Origin of the sequence: Vibrio sp. TRT 17S01, assembly GCF_050113695.1 — a bacterium.
Lineage (GTDB): Bacteria > Pseudomonadota > Gammaproteobacteria > Enterobacterales > Vibrionaceae > Vibrio.
Window position 1 is genome coordinate 95,796 of record NZ_JBNJOG010000006.1, and the last position, 21,853, is coordinate 117,648.

Sequence of the window (21,853 nt, forward strand, 5' to 3'; positions counted from 1 at the left end):
CATTAGGTCAGATCCGGCAGTTCTAGCAGATTTTTACTACTGGTTAGGTCAATCATCACATTCGTTTTTTGTCGTTAGTTGCATCAAGTAACGAATCACTTCGGCTTGCTCAATTAAACCAACAAACTCATCTCTTTCGTTACTCACTACCCAAGGGAAAGGGTGTGCATCCACCAATAAGCTTAGTTCGTTTAGAGGGGTATCCATATTCAATTGAGAGAAATGGGTGTCCATAACCGTATTGATTGGACGATGCCAAATATTTGCCTCTTTAAGGGTTTCTAGATCGGTTCCCATTGAAGGGGTTAGATGTAAGTTCAGCCGAGCTTGAGATACTACACCGACACATTGCTTATCGATGATCACAGGTAAATAACCAACTGGATTATTTTGCATCTGTTCATTGACAAGTGAGATAGGGTCACCGGGGTCTAAATGGCTTACGTTTTCTGCAATCAAAGCAACTATCGACTCTTCTTTCCCTTGTGAGCTTGATTGGTGAAGTTGTTCCGCCAAACGTTGTTGGTATTCACGAGCCTGCGCGATATCCTCCAGAGCCAGAGGCTTGGAAAAAAGATAGCCCTGCATATAGTCAATGCCCAACGACTTCAGTATTTTAAGCTCAGCCATCGTTTCAACACCTTCCGCGACAACTTTTACATTGAGCTGATGAGAAAGCGCAGTGATCATTTTTACAATGTTGTATTTAGTTTCACCAGCATTGATATTAGAAACAAACTCTCGGTCAATTTTCAAAAAATCAAAATGGCAATCACTGAGATACGTAAAAGAAGAATATCCCGTTCCAAAGTCATCGATTGCCACTGTCGCACCAAGCTCCCTAAGAGCTTGCCACGCATTACTTTGACTTGATTCACTGTCAAAATAGGCACTTTCTGTGATCTCAATAGTAATTTGAGTCGGATCTGCCGCATGCTCACTGATGAGTTCCACCGTATCTTGGAGGACTCTTTGTGGCTCCATATGCGTATTGAGAGAGCGATTGATAGTTAGACTCACGTTATCGCCAAGTACTTGCTGTAGTGCAGGGAGATCTTTCATCGCTATTTCTGCAACGGCACGATCCAGTTCTGCGATAAGTTCCAGATCTTCTGCCACTTCAATTAACTCTTGAGTACTGGCAGGTTCACCATCAATATTGGGGAAGCGACATAAGGCTTCCAGCTTGGCAATTCTCCAACTGCTGGTATCTATGATAGGTTGATAGTGCACGTTCAGCGCTCGCCCTTGAATTACATGGCTTACGTGCTCTTCAAGCCTCTTGCGCCGTACAATCCGATGGTGAATTTCACTGTGATAAAAGCTGATATGACTATCTTGCCCTGAATGGTTTTCTAGCATTGCTTGCAGTGCGTGAGTAACACACTTGGTCGCATTATCTGCATCCTGCCCTAATACTGAAATACCGATTCGACCGTTAAGAACATCACTGTGGACCTTGGCTCCAGCATCCTGCTTCAACTCACAAAAAAACTGTCGAATACCTTGCTGTAAACTTCTTACGTCGTTGTTTTTGTTCTGCTTACATTCAATACAAACAGCAAATACACCATTTGCCAAGTACCCAGCAAAAGACAATGATTGAGCTCGCGACAAAGCATTTGATAATACTTGCTTTCGCTCATATATTCGCTGTTCATCAAACTCAGGGCGAAACGCAATCACGACTTTTAATCCCTTACGAGACTCAGATAAACTGAGTTCATGCAACAAAGTGAGAAACATACTCTTCGTTGGCAACTGCGTCAGTAACTCTACTCCCCCATCCTCTTTATCTTCCAACCGATAGAAGTGTTCAGACAGGTCTACAGTCAAACCGACGTAATAAGTTCTGTCTCCACGTAACTTCATTTTTTGAATGGTAAGCTCTTGAGGAATCACTTCCCCATTTGCATACTGGCTGAGAATTGCACCTGACCAATGTCCTTTCGTATGAATACTTTGCCACATCTCTTTGTAGTACTCTTTAGAGTGCTTATTTGCATTGAATATGTTGGATTTCAAACCAATGAGTTCACTACGTCGGAAGCCAGATTGACGTTCAAAATAACGGTTACACGCTAAGATCCGGGTTTGGGAGTCGGTTACTAAAATACCGTGGTGCTGATTTTCAAAAATAGCATGAAAGAGGTTAGATAAATCATCTTGTACAGGTAAGTTTAGTAGTGGCCTAAAATAACCTTGCAACGTATTGGCGTCTGCTTTCTCAAGATACACCTCAACATACACTAAATGCCCTTTGGTTGGCATGAGACAACAACCCGTGTATTGCGCTTCGCCACTACGTAGCACCTTTTTCACGGCATCTTTTATTTCCAATCGTTGCTCACGAGTCATTAACGATAAAATGTCATCGATAGAATCCACAACAATACCGGCCTCATGCAAGAGTTGGTTGGCCGTTTGATCAAGACTAAAATCACCTTGTTGTAGATCCCATTGCCATTCAACCAATGGATACAGCGGATGATACTGACTCCCTTCGTTATATTCATCCATATAAGACCTCTTTGTACTCATATTGCCCACGATTCGTCGTGACCTAACTTCTTTATATGATTATAGTTTCTTAGATAATTCAATATCGTGACTTACTACTTAAGTTTAGTTAAGCCTTATTTATATGAAGGTCATATATCCCTAGATAAGCAGCCATTGAGTCGCTATAATTCGCGCTCCCTGGAACTGAGAGCAAAATATGTACAGTGAAATTACGCCCATTCATGAGCATAAGAAATATTGGGCAGAGTGCTTTGGCACCGCACCTTTTCTTCCAACCAGCCGCAAGGAAATGGATGCCCTAGGATGGGATAGCTGTGACATAATTATTGTGACGGGTGACGCTTATGTGGATCACCCTAGTTTTGGTATGGCGATCATCGGTCGCTTACTCGAAGCTCAAGGGTTTCGCGTTGGTATCATCGCTCAACCTAAATGGAATAATAAAGATGCCTTTATGGCATTGGGCAAGCCAAACCTATTCTTTGGCATCACAGCGGGTAACATGGACTCCATGATCAACCGCTACACCGCCGATAAAAAATTGCGCCATGACGATGCCTATACCCCAAATAATGAAGGGGGTAAACGCCCTGATCGCGCCACTCTAGTTTATTCTCAACGCTGCCGTGAAGCCTATAAAGGTATTCCAATTGTTCTCGGTGGTATTGAAGCCAGCCTGCGCCGTTTAGCCCATTATGATTACTGGTCCGATAAAGTGCGTCGTTCAGTCCTTTTTGACGCGAAAGCCGATATTTTGCTTTTTGGTAATGCAGAGCGCGCGCTCGTTGAAGTGGCTCACCGTCTAGCTGACGGAGAAGAAATCAGCAGCTTGACGAACATTCGTGGGACAGCGATTAATCTTCCAGCAGAGCCGGAAAACTACACCATTATAGACTCTTCCCGTATCGAGAAGCCGCGCAAAGAAGCCTTTATTCCGCCAAATCCTTATGCGGTAGAGGAACAATGCGATACCAAAGCTAAAACGGAAGCACCACAAGCACAAGCGATCACGATTCGCCCCTCTCGCCACGATGCAGCGACAACCGCCGTCCGTTTACCTCATTTTGAGAAGCTCAATAACGATCGTATTCTCTACGCACATGCTAGCCGTATCATGCATTTGGAAACCAACCCATACTCCGGCCGTGCACTGATCCAGAAACACGGTGATCGAGAGCTATGGGTGAACCAAGCCCCAATTCCATTGACAACCGAAGAGATGGATTATGTGTTTGGCTTGCCGTATGCGCGTGTACCTCACCCAATGTACGGCAAAGCAAAGATCCCTGCTTATGACATGATCAAAACATCGGTAAATATCATGCGTGGTTGTTTTGGTGGCTGCTCTTTCTGTTCAATTACAGAACATGAAGGCCGGATCATTCAAAACCGATCTCAGGACTCAATTCTGAATGAGTTAGAAGAGATCCGTGACAAAGTCCCTGGATTCACAGGCACTATTTCTGATCTTGGTGGCCCAACCGCAAACATGTACCGACTTGGATGCAGCGATCCAAAGGCAGAAGCTAACTGCCGTCGCCCTTCTTGTGTTTTCCCGGGAATTTGTAACAAGCTAAATACTGACCACAAACACACCATCGATCTCTATCGCGCTGCTCGTCAGGTAAAAGGGGTGAAAAAGGTCATGATTGCCTCTGGTGTGCGTTATGACTTGGCAATCGAGTCTCCAGAATACGTGAAAGAGCTGGTCACTCACCATGTCGGCGGCTACTTAAAAATTGCCCCAGAACATACTGAGAAGGCGCCTTTGGATCTCATGATGAAGCCGGGTATGGGCACGTATGATCGCTTCAAAGAAATGTTTGAAAAATACAGCGCTGAAGCGGGCAAAAAACAATACCTTATCCCGTATTTCATTTCAGCTCATCCAGGTGCGGAAGATGAAGACATGCTTAATTTGGCGCTGTGGTTGAAAAAGAACAATTTTGAGTGCGATCAGGTACAAAACTTCTACCCATCACCAATGTGTAATGCCACCTCAATGTATTACTCAGAGACCAACCCGCTTAAACGAGTCAAATATAAACAACGCGAGGTCGTTCCAGTTGCAAAAGGTGAACGTCAAAGACGTCTACACAAAGCACTGCTACGCTACCATGATCCAGCAAACTGGCCACTGATTCGAGAAGCGTTGATTAACATGGGTAAAAAGCACCTTATCGGCGACAAACCCGGCTGTTTAGTCCCAGCAGAAGATTTAACCACCTTGACACCTGCACAACGTAGAAAGTCTGGGCGTCATGGTGCAAACCGCTTTGCAACAAAACATACTAAGAGCCAGCCAGGATTTGAAAAAATGAATGGTTCAGGGCGCGGTAAATCTAACCAACAAGGAAATCGCAAGCCTGCTGGCAAGCCACATAGCAATAACCAGAATTCAAACCAAGCGAATAAAGGTAAAAAGCCAAATACGATAGGAAGCAGTCAAGCTTCGAAACCGAATGGCTATCGAAAACCCAAACGCCGTTAACTTAATATAACCTGAAAATAAAATCACAGCTTAGGCTGTGATTTTTTTTACCTCTAGAAATCGTTAGTAACAATGTTGTAGATAAACATTTTGCAGTTCAATTGATTCAACACAATAATCATTAAGATGAATGGTAAATCAAATGGAACTTAAGTATGAACATCAGATTGTCTCACATGCTCTATATGGGCTTCTCCATCATCATTATCACAACCTTAACACTAGCGTTAATTGCATGGTCTTTAGTCAACCACTCCGCCGCTATTTCACAAGAAGTTGAATCTGATGATGTACCCGGTGTACTGGCTTATTTAAACGTTATGGATGAAATTGGAGACTTGCAAACCAACGCACTAGAGTATCTAAATGGTGAAGCTGACGAATACAGCAGTTTTAAAGAAAACACAAAAGAATTTAAACACTATTACTCCATTTTACGCCCTTTAGAATCTGCAAAGACCGCTGACATTCAGAAAATGGATAAAATCCAATCACTTGCCAATCAATATATTGAGCAACTCGAACGAGAAGTCTTTGCCAAATACGACCCTAAACAAGAACAAATGGCCATCAATAAGATTGCTCAAGTCACTAAAAATGTTGGCCAACCATTAGAGCAACTGTTAGACGAATTGAAAGATGGTGAATTTGCTGACGCTTACAAAACCACGGATCTCAATGAGTCGCTCAATGATGATTTACCCGGTGTTCGCTATTACCTAGAAATGGTGGATGAAGCGGGAGATATGATTTCATCATTAAACACATACATTATGGGGGATCCTAACGCCCGCAATGGCTTTAACAATGACGCGGCTTCATTTGGGGAATATCTGGAAAAAATCAAGCCACTCGAGCAAAAGCCATCTGAAATCAAAGATATAGAAAGAATTGAACAGTATTACTTTGAAATCATTAAAACCGCGCAAGAAGTCTTTGATGGCTATGATCCTTCAACCAAAAGTGCTGCTATCAAACTTGTCGACGAACTGGAACATTCCATTATCACTCCGTTAGAAAAGATTCTTGATCAATCCGCTCAAGAGGAACGTGACGACTCGATCAATGCACTACGTGCTGTCAATGCGAATATGGACAACATTATCTTTTGGCTCAGCACTAATGTGGTCCTAGTATTGCTTGTCGGCGGCATCGTCGCATGGCAACTGTCTTCCATGATCAAAAAACGGGTTGAAACCATTGCTGAACGCGCGCAGTCAATTGCTGACGGTGACTTGTCAGCCTCTCCGATTAATGAAACCAACAAAGATGAATTGGGCGATCTCGCTCGAGCCATCGACAAAATGCAAGAGTCGTTGAAGAACGTCATCACTAACATTACGCAAGTCGCCTCTGAAGTGGCCAACAATACTGGTCAGGTAGATGAAACCAGCCAGCGAGTCGCCACTGGTATTCAGGAACAAGCTGACAAAGCCACCATGATTGCCAGTGCCGTGGAAGAAATGGAGGTCACCGTTAATCAAGTTGCCGAGCAAAGCACAGAAGCTGCCCAAAATGCACGTATTGCCGGAGAAGAAGCGACCAATGGTGGCACATTGATGCAGGAAACCGTCGATGGAATGAATCGCATCTCTGCTGTCGTCAATGAAACAGCGGAAACCGTTGACAGTTTAGGCCGACGCGGAGAAGAAATCGGCAACGTGATCAAAGTGATCAACGATATTGCTGAACAAACGAATTTATTGGCGCTCAATGCCGCCATTGAAGCGGCTCGTGCTGGTGATTTAGGACGTGGTTTTGCAGTCGTTGCCGACGAAGTTCGTGGACTGGCGGAAAGAACATCAAAAGCGACAGAAGAAGTAGGCGGACTCATCACCTCCATTCAGCAAGAAACACGACAGGCCGTTGAACGCATGAGTGAAGGAACTACCTTGGTCGCAGAAGGAGTCAGTTTGTCCAATTCTGCCGGCGACGCACTGGTTCAGATTGTCGCTCGAGCTCAAGATGTTAACACTATGATTGATATGATTGCGACCGCTGGCTCTCAGCAAGCAACCGCTACAACGGAAATGTCGCGTGACATAAACTCGATAAGCCAGATAGCAGACGCCTCTGTCCGCACAACACAAGAAGGCTCCCATGCAGTGAAACAGCTGTACCAGAAAGTGGAAGAGCTTGAGCAGTTGGTTGTGCGCTTTAAGTTATAAGTAAATCGGTTATTACTGGCAGGGGGACAAATACTCTGTCAGTAATAAAATGTCATCGAAAGATTTGAGCAAAAAAATAGCCGCCAATCAATGGCGGCTATTCACAGATACTAATTAATTGACCATGATTACGAATTACGTAATGCTTCGATTCGCTTATCAAGTGGTGGGTGAGTCATCATTAACTCAGACAATGAAGCTTTACCGTTAATACCAAAAGCCATCATCGAACCTTCAAGTTGAGATTCGTGACTCATCTTCAATCGCTCTAGTGCCGCGATCATCTTATGTTTACCAACAAGTTGCGCCGCGCCTGCATCCGCATGAAACTCACGATGGCGACTGTACCATTTGGTAATAAAGCTCGCCAAAATGCCGAAAACAAGTTCCAGAACCATGGAAACACCAAAGTAAACCAGCATATTGCTGCCACCTTCGCCATCGTCAGAATCTCGCGAGGCCACAATATTAGCAATAAAGCGAGATAGGAAGATCACAAAGGTATTCACAACGCCTTGCATCAGGGTCATCGTTACCATATCACCATTAGAAATATGGCTGACTTCATGCGCTAATACGGCTTCAGCCTCATCTCGAGTCATATTATGTAAAAGGCCCGTCGACACCGCGACGAGTGAGTCATCACGCTTTGCGCCGGTTGCAAATGCATTAATGTCTGCGGAATCATAGATTGCAACCGTTGGCATACCAATGCCCGCCTTTTGTGATTGCTCGCGCACTGTTTCCAATAACCAGTGCTCTGTCTCATTGCGTGGGCTTTCAATCACCATACCGCCAACGGAGCGAAGCGCCATGCTCTTCGACATCATCAACGAAATAATTGCTCCACCAAAACCAAACACTGCAGCAAACACTAACAAGCCAGACAAACTACCCGGCTGCATACCCGTTACGGCATAAACGATATTTAAAACAACGCTCAGAACCAACATAACCGCAAGGTTCGTTGCGATAAATAACATTACTCGCTTCATTTAACTTTCTCCGAAACAGCAAGCTTCTTTTATAAGCTGTTGAGCTAATAGATACCTAGTAGCAACAGCGATTTGTTATACATAGATATAGTCTAATCCTTTTGAAAACAAGGTTAAGAATGAAATTGAAACATTTGATGTCTGTATCAGAATGCGATACTAAAACTGGTTCAGTTCTACAAAGTGAGAAAGCGGCTTAGACTTTGGTCGTATTGTAGCCTGTTTAAAACCTGCTAAATTCATTATCAGAACATAATCCACCATGTAGAGAAAGGAAATCACCATGGTTGAAACTAACAACTATCAAATGGCTATTGATTTACTGTGCTGTCACCTTGGGATAACAGAAGAGGAAGCAAAAAAGCAACTCGGCTTATCGTCTGACTCCCCGGTTCAACAACAGATTTCAGATTTTCAGCAGGCTTATGCGGGTATGGCTGCTGAAAAATAAACAGGTCATCAATTAAAAAGGCTGCCATATGGCAGCCTTTTTGTTATTGGTTACAGAGCAAGTGGCTCTAGGTCGATATACTTAGAAAGTTCTTTCCGCTTTACGCTCGGCACATATGGGATTTCACCAATTTTAGGTGCATCAATCTTTTGTTCTAACATCTCAATAATGTCAGCGTAATGCTCTGTTCCTGGGTTAACACGATTCGCCACCCATCCAACTAGATTCAAACCATCCGCTTTGATCGCATCAACCGTTAACATTGCGTGGCTCAAACAACCTAATTTGATACCAACCACTAAAACAACCGGCAACTGTTCTTGTTTAACCCAAGTAGACAAGCAATCTTGATCAGAAACTGGAACACGCCACCCACCAGCACCTTCTACAAGTACAACTTGAGCATTTTCTTTATGTTGCTGCAGTTTGCGGCTTAAGACATCGTAACAAATTTCGATATTTTCATGCTTTGCGGCAATATGGGGAGAAGCAGGGAGCTCCAAAGCATATGGATTGATGTCATCGTAATCACATTCGATCGTTGCCGCTTTTTGTAAATGAAGGGCATCGGAATTTCGAAAGCCAGATTCAGTTTTTTCACTTCCAGCAGCCACTGGCTTATAGCCAATTGTTTTCAGCCCTTTTGCTGCCATCGCGTGAAGGATCGCTTTTGAAGCGACCGTTTTTCCAACATCGGTATCCGTACCTGCAATGAAAAATGCATCAATCATAGATGTATAACCCCTAAACAAACCTGATAAGTTGCGGGTAGAAGACCCTGATGGTTTTTAAACACCTGATATTCTTCTTCAACTTGAATGAGTGCTCGTCGGCTTGTTAAACCATGAGAGCGTCCACTTACGTGATTCGCACCAATGCCTTTGAGATCACGCATAAGAGAAAATGAAGACTCATACCAAACGGTGATTTCCGGCAAGTCTAGATGATGGTCATGGCAATCAGCTTGCGCTAACGCAATTTTTACCTGATTGATCGAGATAAAATCATTCACGTGTTGATATGAGTCAATTTTACCCCACGCCTTTTTTAGCTCATGCAGCGAGCCATCTAGTAAGGTGGTGAAGAAAGCCTCACCTCCAGAGCGTAGAACACGCTTCATTTCCTTTAGTGGTACTGATAGGTCCTCACACCACTGTAACGCAAGGCTTGAGAAGACATAATCTACGCAGCTGCTTGGCAACGGGATAGATTCTGCATCGCCAACGTGATAGTGGATGCCATGATCGCCACAACGTTGCCGGCTCTGCTGCAACATTTCTTGAGACAAATCCATACAAATCACTTCAGCCCCACGCAACTTAAGTTGCTGTGAAAAGTAACCTGTACCGCAACCTAAATCGAGAACTCGTTTACCCAATAGATCCTTTGGCATTTTATCGAGTAACTTATGCCCTACCTCTCTCTGAAAAGCCGCGTGCTGATCATAGGTTACCGAAGCCTTACCAAACGCCTCTGCAATCGCGCGCTTTTGATCGCCTGCATTAGTTAAATCAAAACATGCAAATTCTGTCATCCGGACACCTCTAATACCTCTGTGAGAGCCTGAACAAGAGAAGCAACTTGTTCGTTACTGTGATTAGCCGTTAATGTAATGCGCAACCGTGCAGAGCCTGTAGCAACGGTAGGTGGCCGAATGGCGGTTAACCAGTGACCCGCTTTTTTGACATTTTCAGCGACATTTAATGTCTTCTCTGACTGGCCAATCAAAAAAGGATTGATTGGTGTAATTGTGTCGATAAAGCCGTCCAAACTAGAAGCTGAAGCTCTGTATACATCTTTCAGCTCAGCAAGTTTTTCTCGTCGCCATTCTTGCTGCCTGATCATACCAATAGCATGGGTTAGCGCATAAGCTTGTGACGGAGGCATCGCGGTAGAATACACATAGTGACGAGCAAACTGAGAGATGTATTCCCCTACGGTTTTACTCGTCAATATTGCAGCTCCTGATAATCCAAACGCTTTGCCGAAGGTCACCACCAAAATATCTGGTTTGATATTACAGTGACTTGCAGTGCCACGGCCTTCTTCACCAAGCACTCCAATGCCATGCGCATCATCGACAACCAACCACGCATTGTTGCTTTGGGTGATCCTTTGGATCTCTTGTAAAGGAGAGAGATCGCCATCCATGCTAAACACACCTTCAGTGACAACTAACTGATTGATTTCAGATGTAAGAAGCTGAGAAAGATGCTCACCATCATTATGGCGAAAACGCTTCATTTTGGCAGGAGACAACAGACCCGCCTCCATCAAAGAGGCATGGTTGAGTTTGTCCTGTATCAGCACATCCTCTTTCTCTAATAGGGAAAAAAGCAGTGCTTGATTGGCTGAAAACCCCGAACTAAAAAGCGTACTATGTTCAAAGCCAAGCCAATCACACAGTGCTGCATTCAGATTAGCGTGAGCACGTGAGTAGCCAGTAACCATAGGGGAAGCTGCACTGCCACAGCCATGTTTGGATATGCCTTCTTGCCAAGCCTTTGCCAATTCACTGTCAGTTGCTAACCCCAAATAATCGTTACTAGAGAAATTAGTGTAACGCTGCCCTGATAAAGTCAGAGCAACCCCATTTCCCTCTTCAAGTAACCACTCTTTCCTAGTTAACCCTTCGTCACGTCGCTTAGTTAACGCTTGCGCTATTCGATGTTCAAACGCTGGCATCGTAGAACAAATCGCCTTTACTTGGTCTAGCCGCAACACGCTCTACAACACGATCCAGCAATTCATTTTCTTCAACTTCATCAGGTTTTTGAGAGATTTCCTGACTATTAATACCAAGCTTGGCGAAAAGCAGCATATCTTTATCTTCAGACGGGTTCGGTGTTGTTAACAATTTACATCCATAGAAAACAGAGTTTGCGCCAGCCATGAAGCACAGTGCTTGCATCTGCTCATTCATGTTTTCACGGCCAGCCGATAAACGAACGGCTGATTGAGGCATCATAATACGAGCAATGGCAATTAAACGGATAAAATCAAAAGGCTCTACGTCATCAACTTCTTCTAATGGTGTCCCTTTCACTTTCACCAACATATTAATCGGTACGCTTTCAGGGTGAGTTGGTAAATTAGCAAGCTCCATCAGCAGACCTGCTCGATCATTTGCACTCTCACCCATACCAATGATGCCACCAGAACAGATTTTCATCCCCGCATCGCGAACATGCGATAAGGTATCTAAACGATCCTGATAAGTTCTGGTGGTGATGATATTTCCGTAAAACTCTGGTGAAGTATCAAGGTTATGGTTGTAATAATCGAGACCAGCGTCTGCAAGCTTTGTCGCTTGGTCGGGTGTTAACATACCAAGGGTCATGCACGTTTCTAAGCCCATGCCCTTCACACCTTTGATCATTTCCGTTAAATGGGGCATATCGCGCTCTTTTGGATTCTTCCATGCAGCCCCCATACAAAAACGCGTTGAACCTGCATTTTTAGCTTTTTGCGCAGCATCAAGAACACGCTCGACTTCCATCAAACGTTCTTTTTCTATATCGGTAGTATAACGAGCACTTTGTGGACAGTACTTACAATCTTCTGGACACGCACCAGTCTTAATAGATAACAGCGTGCTGACTTGAACATGGTTAGTTTGCTGATATTGACGATGGATGGTTTGAGCCTCAAAAAGTAAATCCATAAAAGGCTTTTCCATCAAAGAGCGGACTTCCTCTAGTGTCCAGTTATGACGTACTTCCACTTGCTTTCCTTTGTTATTAATTAGTTTAGTTGCTTGGCTAGTCTATCGTCTCCAGTTAAACTGTCAACACAACAAAAAAACAATAGTTTACAAGTGATTATTTTTTAATCTGGTGATTTATGGATTTACAATTCGATCAAAAGCATATCTGGCATCCTTACACATCCACCATTAACCCTCTCCCTTGTTACCCCATTGTTGCGGCGAATGGTGTCTACCTTGAGCTGGAAAGTGGTGAACAACTTATCGATGGAATGTCATCTTGGTGGTCTGCAATCCATGGCTACAACCATCCACAGTTAAACCAAGCCGCCCATAACCAAATAGACAAGATGTCGCATGTGATGTTTGGCGGTATTACACATGAGCCTGCAATAACACTGTGTAAAAGCCTGCTCTCGCTCGCTCCTAATAATCTAGAACACGTGTTTCTTGCCGATTCTGGCTCTGTCGCGGTCGAAGTGAGCTTAAAAATGGCCCTGCAATATTGGCACTCTCGCAGAGAAGCTCGTTCTAAGTTTTTAACCCTCCGAGATGGATACCATGGCGACACTTTTGCAGCGATGTCCGTGACAGATCCTGATAACTCAATGCACTCACTCTATAAAGGCTTCTTACCGGAACATATTTTTGCTCGTTCGCCAGAGACTGGCTTCTGGGATGAGTGGGATGCTGCTGATTTAGATGACTTCAAATCTAAAGTCGAAGCACACCATCACGAGATTGCGGCGGTAATATTGGAACCTATCGTCCAAGGCGCAGGAGGGATGCGTATTTATCACCCAGAGTTTCTTAAGGGTGTAAGAAAACTTTGTGATGAATATGGGCTACTTTTGATTCTGGACGAAATTGCAACTGGCTTTGGCCGCACTGGAAAAATGTTTGCTTGTGAGCATGCGGATATTCAACCTGATATCTTATGCGTGGGGAAAGCCTTAACTGGCGGCTACATGACCTTATCTGCCACTCTTACCAGTAAACACATTGCAGACACAGTTTGTGGAGGAGAAGCAGGCTGCTTTATGCATGGACCTACCTTTATGGGTAACCCATTAGCATGTGCGGTTGCCAGTGCCAGTATGGCACTTCTTCAAGAAGGAAACTGGAAAAAACAAACTAAGTCGATTGAAACCACCTTTGCTCAGGCACTTCCTCTTCTTCGCAAACACGCTTTAGTAAAAGACGTCAGGTGGTTAGGCGCAATCGGTGTTGTTGAGACCCATCAATCGGTAAACATGGAGACAATCCAAGCATTATTTGTTGAACAAGGTGTTTGGATAAGACCTTTCGGCCGACTGATTTATATGATGCCACCCTTTATTAGTTCACAAGAGCAGGTCCTAAAACTAGTAAAAGCAATAGAACACGCTTTAGAAACACCAGACTGTTTTAGATAAGGAAAAAGGGTTGGCCATGGCCAACCCTTTTCTTGTTATTCATTTTGTGTATCTAACCACTCAACAAATTGTTTCTTCTCATCTTTAGAAGCTTTTTTGTACCAAAGCTTAAGTTGCTTAACTACCTCTTGAGACTTTTCTAATTTGGCCTTTTCTAACTCACCAGCCAAAGTATCATTGTCTGCCGCTAGTACGATATTGTGCTCATTATTATATTTAGAAACTAAAGCCTCTAAATCGCTATAAGGCATAAAACCTTCGTCTCCAGGTAGCAGGGCTGTTTTATAATTAATACTAATTCCATTGGAGGACACCCTCCAATCTGGACCTTGCCTAAATTTATTTTCTGCGTCTATATAGCTAACTACATTGGGGACTTTAATAGTTATATTGTCACTTGTAGAGAAAGAAATAACATAAGGCTTCGAAGTAAACTGTTCTCTTTTACTCCCATTACTAAGGCGTTGAGACATCTGGACAACGAGTTGGTTAAAACCATTATTAATGTTGTACGTATCTTTCCCGTTAACCTCAACACCATTGACAACTAGGATTTCAACACCACGAGTCGCATTGATCTGATTAGCTGATACCAATAAAGGAAAAAAAGCAATAAAACTTAGTGCTAGGTTACGCATAGATGTTCCTCGACTTATCTTACATCACAATATAAAAAAGCCGCCATTAGAGGCGGCTTTGAGCTAATATATACGTCTAATTAAAAATTAACGTTTAGGCCTAGAGCTAGCTGATCTGTATCCTCTGCTGAGCCTTCTTTATCATAGCTCGCTGCTTCAACAAACAATGTAGTCTTAGCACCAAATGCATATGCTACACCTGCATAAAAACCATCAGAATCAGTTTTTGAACCACCGAATGCTTTATTTTCGACTGAACCATAACCAGCATATAGACGATATTCCTTGATGTTATACTCTCCGCCTAAACGGTAAGCATCTGCTTCCGATTTGTCAAAGTGTTCCTCAGAAGAGTAATCAAAACCGACTTTCGCATCACCAAACTTGTAGCTTGAACCAACGTTAAAACCAGAGGCATGGTCATTGTTACCTGACTGTTTGTAATCAAAGTAACCAGCAGATAAACCTAAACCGAAATCTGCATCATAAGAAGCTGCTAGGGTAGCACCTGTAATATCAGCGCCATCTACTTCTTCTTTGAACTGGTATGAACCAGCGACTACAAGACCGTTCATGCTGGCAGTAGAAAATTTAATGATACCATTCTCACGACCACGGTCTTCTAGATCTTGAGAAAAACCATAGTACTCATCGAAACCACCGCGGAACGATAGATCATCAAATGCTGTAGTTTGACGGCCAAATGTTAATGTACCAACATCTGTGAAGTCGAAACCTGCATACACATCACGATTCTTAAGACCAAAATCGTCATCTTCAGTTAATTGGAACTCAAATTTACCAACTGCAGCCACAGCGTCAGAAACTTGGTGACGAACCTTGAAACCTAGACGAGAGTCATATGCATGTACATCAGTATCACTGTCCGCATCCGTTTTAGTATGCTCAACTACTGCAAAAGCACGACCAGTAAGTTCTAGAGAAGAACCATCTTTGTTGTAAATCTCTGCTGCTTGCGCAGAACCTGCTGCTAGTACAGCTAAAGCTACTAGAGTCTTTTTCATAATAATCCACTGCCTTTTCTTAAATTGGGAAATCCTTGCCCGATTCCCTTTTAGTATTTTCGGTGATGACTCTTGCTCTTTAATGGCTTGATGTCATCGCCGCTAAATTCGGAATTAAGATTGCAAAAGATTATTCGGTCTGTCAAATATTCTAAAAAACAAAACTAAAAAAACATAAAGCAATTACAAATCAATGAGTTACATTGTTAAATCAATTTTATTCGACTAACTTCTAAGCACACAACAGTCAATATTCATAAATAAAACAAAATATCATTTCAGAATAAAAAACCACAAAATAGCTTTCACCACACCTTGCACAGCACAATAAACTAGTCGGACATTTTATTTAGAGAGTTATATTTTTTACATTTAGAATTAATTGTAAGTTTATGATGGTTCAGTTTTTTTTTGTGAACGAGATCTAGATTTATCGTAAAAGGATTCCATTTCGTGAACTAAGTACTGTTTAGAGATCTGTGCTAGTATCAGCCCCCTTATGAAAAGGGCGCTGTATGCTGACGAAAAACATTCAAGAATCCATTCGAAAAAGCTATCAAAACTTACAAGATCAACTAGAAAATTTTATTCCTCGTAGAGCTCAAAATTACTTAGTTGCAGAGATCGCTAAAACCTTATGTGGCTCATACCATAAATCGACTCGTATGATTGTTGCAGAAGCCGGAACAGGAATTGGTAAGTCCCTTTCTTACTTAATGGCAACCATTCCGGTTGCTGTATTGAATAATCGTAAGGTGGTTATCTCAACGGCAACGGTCGCGTTACAAGAGCAACTAATTAACAAAGATCTGCCACTCTATCGCCGCATCACTGAACATAATTTCTCCTTCATTCTTGCTAAAGGCCGCCAACGTTATTGTTGTGCAGAAAAACTCGCTTCTGCATCCGGAGTTGATGGTGGTCAGCTTGCTATGTTTGAAAGTAAACCGAAAAAAGCGGATATCGAACTCTTAGAAACGATGTACCGAAGCCTTTCACAAGGTAAATGGGATGGCGACCGAGATTCTTGGCCAAAACCAATTAAAGATGAAATTTGGCAACTTATTGTGAGTGATAAACATAGCTGTAATAACAGTTTACCTGCACACAGAGGATGTCCGTTTCAAAAGGCACGTTCAGAACTGGACAAAAACGATGTCATTATCGCCAATCATAGTCTCGTAATGGCCGATGCCGATCTCGGCGGTGGCGTGATTCTGCCAGAGCCAGAAAATACGATTTATGTCTTCGATGAGGCCCACCACTTACCTCATGTTGCGCGGGATCATTCATCCGCTTCAGCAAGCCTTAAGGGAGCAGCAAGTTGGCTAGAACGTCTAAATCAATCAGTCACTAAATTTGCAAATTTAGCAGATGAAAAAAGAGTGGCGCGTTTTCGAAATGAGCTTCAAGATTCAATTCAGCTTTTGATCCCTTCTTTGAGCCAATTAGCGAGTCGGTTTGATGCTGCATTATTTGAAGAGGGGGTATATCGGTTTGAGCATGGTGAACTCCCGGCTTGGCTAGAAGAAGAATCTAAATCACTTAAATCCCCCTCGCAAAAAGCGGCTCAAGCAGTCGCTAAAATTGCCGACCTAATTTCAGAACGGATAAAAGATGGGGAAGTTTCAAACCGAATAGCCGAGCCCGCTTTAGCTGAATTAGGGTTTTATACCCAGCGCTTAGATAATTTAGCGCAAGTGTGGACATTGATGGCAGAGCCTAAGCGAGAAAAAGGCGCACCGTTGGCGCGCTGGTTATCGATTCATCCAGATCGAGAAGGCGACTTTATTGTCAATGTATCCCCCCTCGAAGTGGGCTGGCAGTTGGACCAACAGATCTGGAGCCGCTGCGTTGGCGCAGTATTGACCTCAGCGACAATGAGAGCTCTCAACTCATTTAGTTTTTTCTGTCGTCAAGCCGGGATAAGTGAGAGAGAAGAAGACGGCGTTCGTTTTCTTGCACTCTCTTCACCTTTTGATTATCAAACACAAGCTGAGTTAATCATCCCCAAAATGTCAGTGGAACCACAAGCGTCTGAATTTACTGAATGTCTTATCGAGAAGCTTCCGGAAATCATTGAAGCTAATAAGGCCAATTTAGTGTTGTTCGCATCTTATTGGCAAATGAACCAAGTATCTGATGCGCTTTCAACATTATTCGTTAAAAAAGGCTGGGCATTGCAAATCCAAGGGAAAGAGTCTCGGTATGAAATACTAAAAAAACATAAAATGCTGATCGATAAAGGTAAGACAAGCATCCTATTTGGAACCGGTAGCTTCTCAGAGGGGTTAGACTTACCCGGCGAACAGTTAGAAAATTTGATTATCACTAAAATTCCATTTGCGGTACCCACCTCACCCGTCGAACAAGCTCATGCAGAATACATCGAACATAAGGGCGGAAACCCTTTTATGCAGATCACTGTACCAGAAGCGAGCAAAAAGCTGATCCAATCGGTAGGAAGACTACTGCGTAAGGAACGAGATTCTGGTACAGTTTACATCCTTGACCGTCGTATCGTAACGAAACGATATGGAAAGTCACTTTTAGACTCATTACCCCCTTTTAAACGCACAATTGAATATTAGTTATCTATCGATTTGATAGCATAAAAACAAAGAAGAAACTGACTATATGGAACTTTTAGAGCCAAGCATGTTGTTAGTGTTGGCGCTTGTTGCGTTTATCGCAGGCTTTATTGATGCGGTCGCGGGTGGCGGCGGGATGCTGACCGTCCCTGCTCTCCTTTCTATTGGGCTGCCACCCCATATCGCACTGGGAACAAATAAAGTGGCGGCAAGCTTTGCTTCTTCAACAGCCGCTTACACCTACTATAAAAAACGGTTATTCAAACCTCGTTGCTGGGGACGAGCATTTGTTTGTACGTTAATTGGCGCGACTCTGGGCACCTTGTTTGTCGATGCGATTAGCACACAGTGGCTGGAAAAGATCTTGCCTCTGGTCATCTTAGCCGCGGCGATTTACACCATATGGCATAAGACCCCGAATGCAAACCAAGACGTAATGCCTAAACCTTGCCCTACATTGAACAAAAAACAATACGCTCAGGGGCTCATTTTAGGCTTTTACGACGGAGTGGCTGGCCCTGGTACCGGTGCTTTCTGGACCGTAAGCTCAATGGCTCTATACCGCCTGAATATCTTATTGGCATCAGGGCTGGCGAAAGCCATGAATTTTACCAGTAACTTTACTTCCTTAATTACGTTTGCTGTACTGGGCCATATTGATTGGGTACTCGGTTTAACGATGGGACTGTGTTTAATGGCCGGTGCTTACGTGGGTGCGCACTCAGCAATCCGTTTTGGTGCTCGTTTTATTCGCCCAGTATTTGTCTGCGTAGTGAGCGTTCTTGCCGTAAAGTTAGCCTATGAGGCTTGGTTTATTTAACTTATGAAAAAACTAGAGTCGCTCATCAACACTTTAGAAGAGCTTTCAACACAAGCTGCATTGGTCGATCGTCAAAGGGGTGAACATCATCAGATACTGTTTGATGAAAGGTTATTCCGCTGTAAGTCTCGCCTTCTAGTGCCATGTGTGACAGAAGCAAGGTCAACATTAGATTCTCTTATTCGAGAGGAAAAAGCATCTCTATTAACGCCTCAGCGTGCCGAATTTCTCTCTGAAAGGCTCTTATCGCAAATCGGAGCGATACAAAGAGAGCTTGCTACACAAAACATACGTAAAGTAGAACCCAAACACTCATCTCATTACAGAAAGCCAATTAATGTGCTTTATCAGGAGCTCGCTCAACACCAAGATTGGGAACGCAGGCTCATGGAAATGGTTCGGGATAAACAATACGCGTTAGAAAATGCTTCGTCTTTCAACAGGCAAGAAGCTCAGCAAGCTTTAATGACAACAGAGCAAAGGCTTAAACGTTGTAAAGAAGCTAAACTGAAGATTGAAAATCAAATCACTTACAGAGAAAAGAACCAATAATATGACACAGCAGAATGAAAACTCTGGATTAGATCATGCTCCCGATGAAATTAAGCTTGCAGTAGATTTGATTTACTTATTAGAAAGCAATGAAATTGAACCTGAAATCGCCCTTAAAGCCATCAACATCATCAAAGTTGACTTGGAGCGTAAACTGGCTGAAGCGCAATAGTAATAATCCTAGGATCAAAAACTTATTACCTCAGGTACATATATTCACTGACAAACATATGAGCCTGAGGTTGTTTCTACCAGTTAAACTTTAAACTGCGAGACCAGTTGTTGTTGCTTTGACGACAACGCACCAATGTCTTGGCTTACTGATTCAGATGCTTCCGCTTGTGTCAGGATCTTCGCACTGAGATCTCGAATATTAGCTACACTTTGATTCACTTCTGATGAGACAGATTGCTGCTCTTCTGCCGCCTTAACGATCTGCAAATTCATATCATTAATTGATTCAATGGCACCAAAAATCGAATTCAGCTCCTCAACAGCTTGCTTCACTTGATTTGCTGCATCATTCGCAAGTCCATTACCTTCTCTTATCGCACTCACCACATCTTCGGTACCTTGCTGAACATTTGCAATCACTTGGCGTATTTCTCCAACAGAATCTTGCGTGCGACTAGCAAGATTTCTAACTTCATCGGCTACAACAGCAAAACCTCTTCCCTGCTCTCCTGCACGAGCCGCCTCTATCGCCGCATTAAGCGCCAGTAAGTTTGTCTGCTCTGAAATACCTTCAATTACGGTAAGGATCTCGGTCACGCTATCATTGTTTTTTGCGAGTTCTTCCACAACTGGGATAGCTCGTTCCATACGCTCCACCAGCTTAATCATTTCGCTTTCTGAAAGCTCTATCACCTTCTGACCAATATCGGCAGATTGATGCGCTTGCTCTGCGGCATCAACGGCAGTTTGAGCATTTTGCACCACCAGCCCAGAGGTTTGGGTCATTTCTTCAGACGCTGTGGCAACCAAATCCACTTCTTTAAATTGTGCTTCACTGCTTTGACTGGTTTGCTGGGCGGCAACGGTAGACTGCTGCGTTGTTGTACCAATTCGATTCGTGGTTTCTACAATATCTCGAATGGTGTATTGCAGTTTTTCAAGAAATAGATTGAACCCTTTAGCTAACTGACCTATTTCATCATCACTTTTAACGTCTATCCTTTGCGTCAGATCGCCTTCACCAGAAGCAATATCTTCAAGCCGCACAACCACTTCTCGTATAGGTTTGACCAATTTAGCGGCAGAGATACCGATAGTTAACAAGCCAAAGAAAATTAATACACCACCAGCGACCAATTCGGTTTTAACTCCGGACTCTACTTGTTTTTCGATGACATCATTCAATGCTTTTGCATCTGACAGAACGCTAGTTTTAGGCATATCAAATAAAATGCCCCATGTCTGATTTGCAATTTCAATTGGTGCAAATACGGTCAACCATGCTTCATCATGGCTCCATTGGCTTACAACCTTGCCTCCGAATAAAAAGTTAGTCAGCTGCTCAGCAGAAATCACATCACTGGTAAAGGTCAGGCCAATTGATTTGCTCGCATCATCGCTGGCGATAAGAGATCCGTCCAAACTGATAATATTGATGTGTCCAGAACCGTTGAACAGTTGGCTGTCCGAATCCGATACAATGGAACGCAATTGATCCAATTTTAGGTCGATACCAAAAAAACCAATTGCAACGTCATCGACTAAAATAGGGACAGATATCGAGGTGGTAATAAATTCACCACGCTCATTAGAAATGAGTCTTGGCGATGCTACACAGGTAGTGCCACTGCTTAGCGGACAAAAAAATCGTTCACTATTCTCATCTGCATTAATGGCTGCTTCGCTAAGGATGTTTGCAACTACATTTTCACCATTTTCCGTCGTCACCCAATAGGGAGCAAAGCGGCCTATCTCATTTGAACCAACATAATCTGCATCCACATAATTACTGTCTTCGCTGTCCAAAAGATCGGGTTTAAATACCAGATACGCCCCTTCTATTTCCGGAAAATTCAATACTGATGTTCTTACAATTTCATCAAGCGCAGTGCGCAAAGACTCACTCTCTCCAAAGTTTTCTTCACTCAATTTCTTTTGAAATAACACGCTGTCTGCAAGCAGTTCTGCTCTGGATAGCGCTTCGCTAAAAAATTCCGAAACCTCAGTGGCATTCAGCAGCGCCCTAGTTTCTAACAACTGTTCCGATTTTTTACTGACAGAGATTGCACTTTGGTCTCTAATGATTTGCTGATTTGTCACAGCGTTGTAAACAGAAAAGCCAATAAGAGAGAAAGAAGTAATAACTAAACACAGCCCGGATAATACCGTTATCTTCCATTGAACAGAGAGGGTTCGCATATGACATCCTTAAATCGCAAACAAATCTAACATTTCCTTAGCGATAAATTATTACAACACATTAACATAAGAGATCAATCCAAAGTTTATAAATTTTTAACAACG

The 21,853-nt window shown here is 43.1% G+C and carries 17 protein-coding genes; 8 read left to right on the top strand and 9 right to left on the bottom strand.

All coding sequences use genetic code 11. The annotated features are described in order from the left end of the window. Positions 1–48 precede the first annotated feature (48 nt). Complete coding sequence (locus ACQEXS_RS11335) at positions 49–2,520, bottom strand: EAL domain-containing protein (RefSeq protein WP_427013901.1); 2,472 nt, start codon at positions 2,518–2,520, stop codon at positions 49–51. Positions 2,521–2,719: 199 nt separating this feature from the next. On the opposite strand from ACQEXS_RS11335, the gene ACQEXS_RS11340 reads away from it, so the two are divergent. Further along, positions 2,720–5,014: a YgiQ family radical SAM protein gene (locus ACQEXS_RS11340; protein ID WP_427013902.1), complete on the top strand. Its 2,295-nt coding sequence runs from the start codon at positions 2,720–2,722 to the stop codon at positions 5,012–5,014. A gap of 155 nt (positions 5,015–5,169) precedes the next feature. Further along, entirely contained in the window at positions 5,170–7,182 is a 2,013-nt protein-coding gene (locus ACQEXS_RS11345; RefSeq protein WP_427013903.1) for a methyl-accepting chemotaxis protein, read from the top strand. Between the two features lie 128 nt (positions 7,183–7,310). Here the strand turns inward: ACQEXS_RS11345 and htpX are convergent, their stop codons facing one another. Continuing rightward, positions 7,311–8,177 carry a protease HtpX gene (gene htpX, locus ACQEXS_RS11350; RefSeq protein WP_367986747.1) on the bottom strand — a complete coding sequence of 289 codons (867 nt, stop codon included), beginning with the start codon at positions 8,175–8,177 and terminating at the stop codon, positions 7,311–7,313. 283 nt (positions 8,178–8,460) lie between these two features. Between htpX and ACQEXS_RS11355 the strand changes: the two genes are divergently transcribed. After that, positions 8,461–8,628: a hypothetical protein gene (locus tag ACQEXS_RS11355; RefSeq protein WP_367986748.1), complete on the top strand. Its 168-nt coding sequence runs from the start codon at positions 8,461–8,463 to the stop codon at positions 8,626–8,628. A 50-nt stretch (positions 8,629–8,678) separates the two neighbouring features. Here ACQEXS_RS11355 and bioD read toward each other — a convergent pair whose 3' ends face one another. The 4 genes from bioD to bioB are packed head-to-tail and all read right to left on the bottom strand — an operon-like array spanning position 8,679 to position 12,352. Beyond that, positions 8,679–9,359: a dethiobiotin synthase gene (gene bioD, locus ACQEXS_RS11360; RefSeq protein ID WP_427009310.1), complete on the bottom strand. Its 681-nt coding sequence runs from the start codon at positions 9,357–9,359 to the stop codon at positions 8,679–8,681. Beyond that, a complete protein-coding gene (gene bioC / locus ACQEXS_RS11365) occupies positions 9,356–10,162 on the bottom strand; it encodes a malonyl-ACP O-methyltransferase BioC (protein ID WP_427013904.1) in 807 nt (268 codons plus the stop codon). The genes bioD and bioC overlap by 4 nt, the downstream gene beginning before the upstream one ends. Further along, entirely contained in the window at positions 10,159–11,313 is a 1,155-nt protein-coding gene (bioF, locus tag ACQEXS_RS11370) for an 8-amino-7-oxononanoate synthase (protein WP_427013905.1), read from the bottom strand. Before bioF ends, bioC begins: the two co-directional genes overlap by 4 nt. Beyond that, complete coding sequence (bioB, locus tag ACQEXS_RS11375; RefSeq protein ID WP_427009307.1) at positions 11,300–12,352, bottom strand: biotin synthase BioB; 1,053 nt, start codon at positions 12,350–12,352, stop codon at positions 11,300–11,302. The genes bioF and bioB overlap by 14 nt, the downstream gene beginning before the upstream one ends. Positions 12,353–12,471: 119 nt before the next feature. Between bioB and bioA the strand changes: the two genes are divergently transcribed. Next, positions 12,472–13,749 carry an adenosylmethionine--8-amino-7-oxononanoate transaminase gene (bioA, locus tag ACQEXS_RS11380; protein ID WP_427013906.1) on the top strand — a complete coding sequence of 426 codons (1,278 nt, stop codon included), beginning with the start codon at positions 12,472–12,474 and terminating at the stop codon, positions 13,747–13,749. 35 nt (positions 13,750–13,784) lie between these two features. Here bioA and ACQEXS_RS11385 read toward each other — a convergent pair whose 3' ends face one another. Then, positions 13,785–14,387, bottom strand: a complete 603-nt coding sequence (locus ACQEXS_RS11385; RefSeq protein ID WP_427013907.1) for a YccT family protein — start codon at positions 14,385–14,387, stop codon at positions 13,785–13,787. Positions 14,388–14,467: 80 nt separating this feature from the next. Continuing rightward, positions 14,468–15,412: a porin gene (locus ACQEXS_RS11390; RefSeq protein WP_427013908.1), complete on the bottom strand. Its 945-nt coding sequence runs from the start codon at positions 15,410–15,412 to the stop codon at positions 14,468–14,470. A 515-nt stretch (positions 15,413–15,927) separates the two neighbouring features. On the opposite strand from ACQEXS_RS11390, the gene dinG reads away from it, so the two are divergent. From dinG to rsmS, 4 genes are read left to right on the top strand one after another with little or no spacing between them, the layout of a single operon-like run. After that, entirely contained in the window at positions 15,928–18,003 is a 2,076-nt protein-coding gene (dinG, locus tag ACQEXS_RS11395) for an ATP-dependent DNA helicase DinG (protein ID WP_427013909.1), read from the top strand. 46 nt (positions 18,004–18,049) lie between these two features. After that, the gene (locus ACQEXS_RS11400; RefSeq protein ID WP_367986757.1) at positions 18,050–18,823 is read left to right on the top strand and encodes a sulfite exporter TauE/SafE family protein; all 774 of its coding nucleotides are present in this window, start codon (positions 18,050–18,052) and stop codon (positions 18,821–18,823) included. 3 nt (positions 18,824–18,826) lie between these two features. Next, entirely contained in the window at positions 18,827–19,375 is a 549-nt protein-coding gene (locus ACQEXS_RS11405) for a primosomal replication protein (RefSeq protein WP_427013910.1), read from the top strand. Between the two features lies 1 nt (position 19,376). Beyond that, positions 19,377–19,547 carry a pleiotropic regulatory protein RsmS gene (gene rsmS / locus ACQEXS_RS11410; protein WP_427013911.1) on the top strand — a complete coding sequence of 57 codons (171 nt, stop codon included), beginning with the start codon at positions 19,377–19,379 and terminating at the stop codon, positions 19,545–19,547. Between the two features lie 83 nt (positions 19,548–19,630). On the opposite strand, the gene ACQEXS_RS11415 is transcribed toward rsmS, so the two are convergent. Beyond that, the gene (locus ACQEXS_RS11415) at positions 19,631–21,748 is read right to left on the bottom strand and encodes a methyl-accepting chemotaxis protein (protein ID WP_427013912.1); all 2,118 of its coding nucleotides are present in this window, start codon (positions 21,746–21,748) and stop codon (positions 19,631–19,633) included. Positions 21,749–21,853 lie beyond the last annotated feature (105 nt).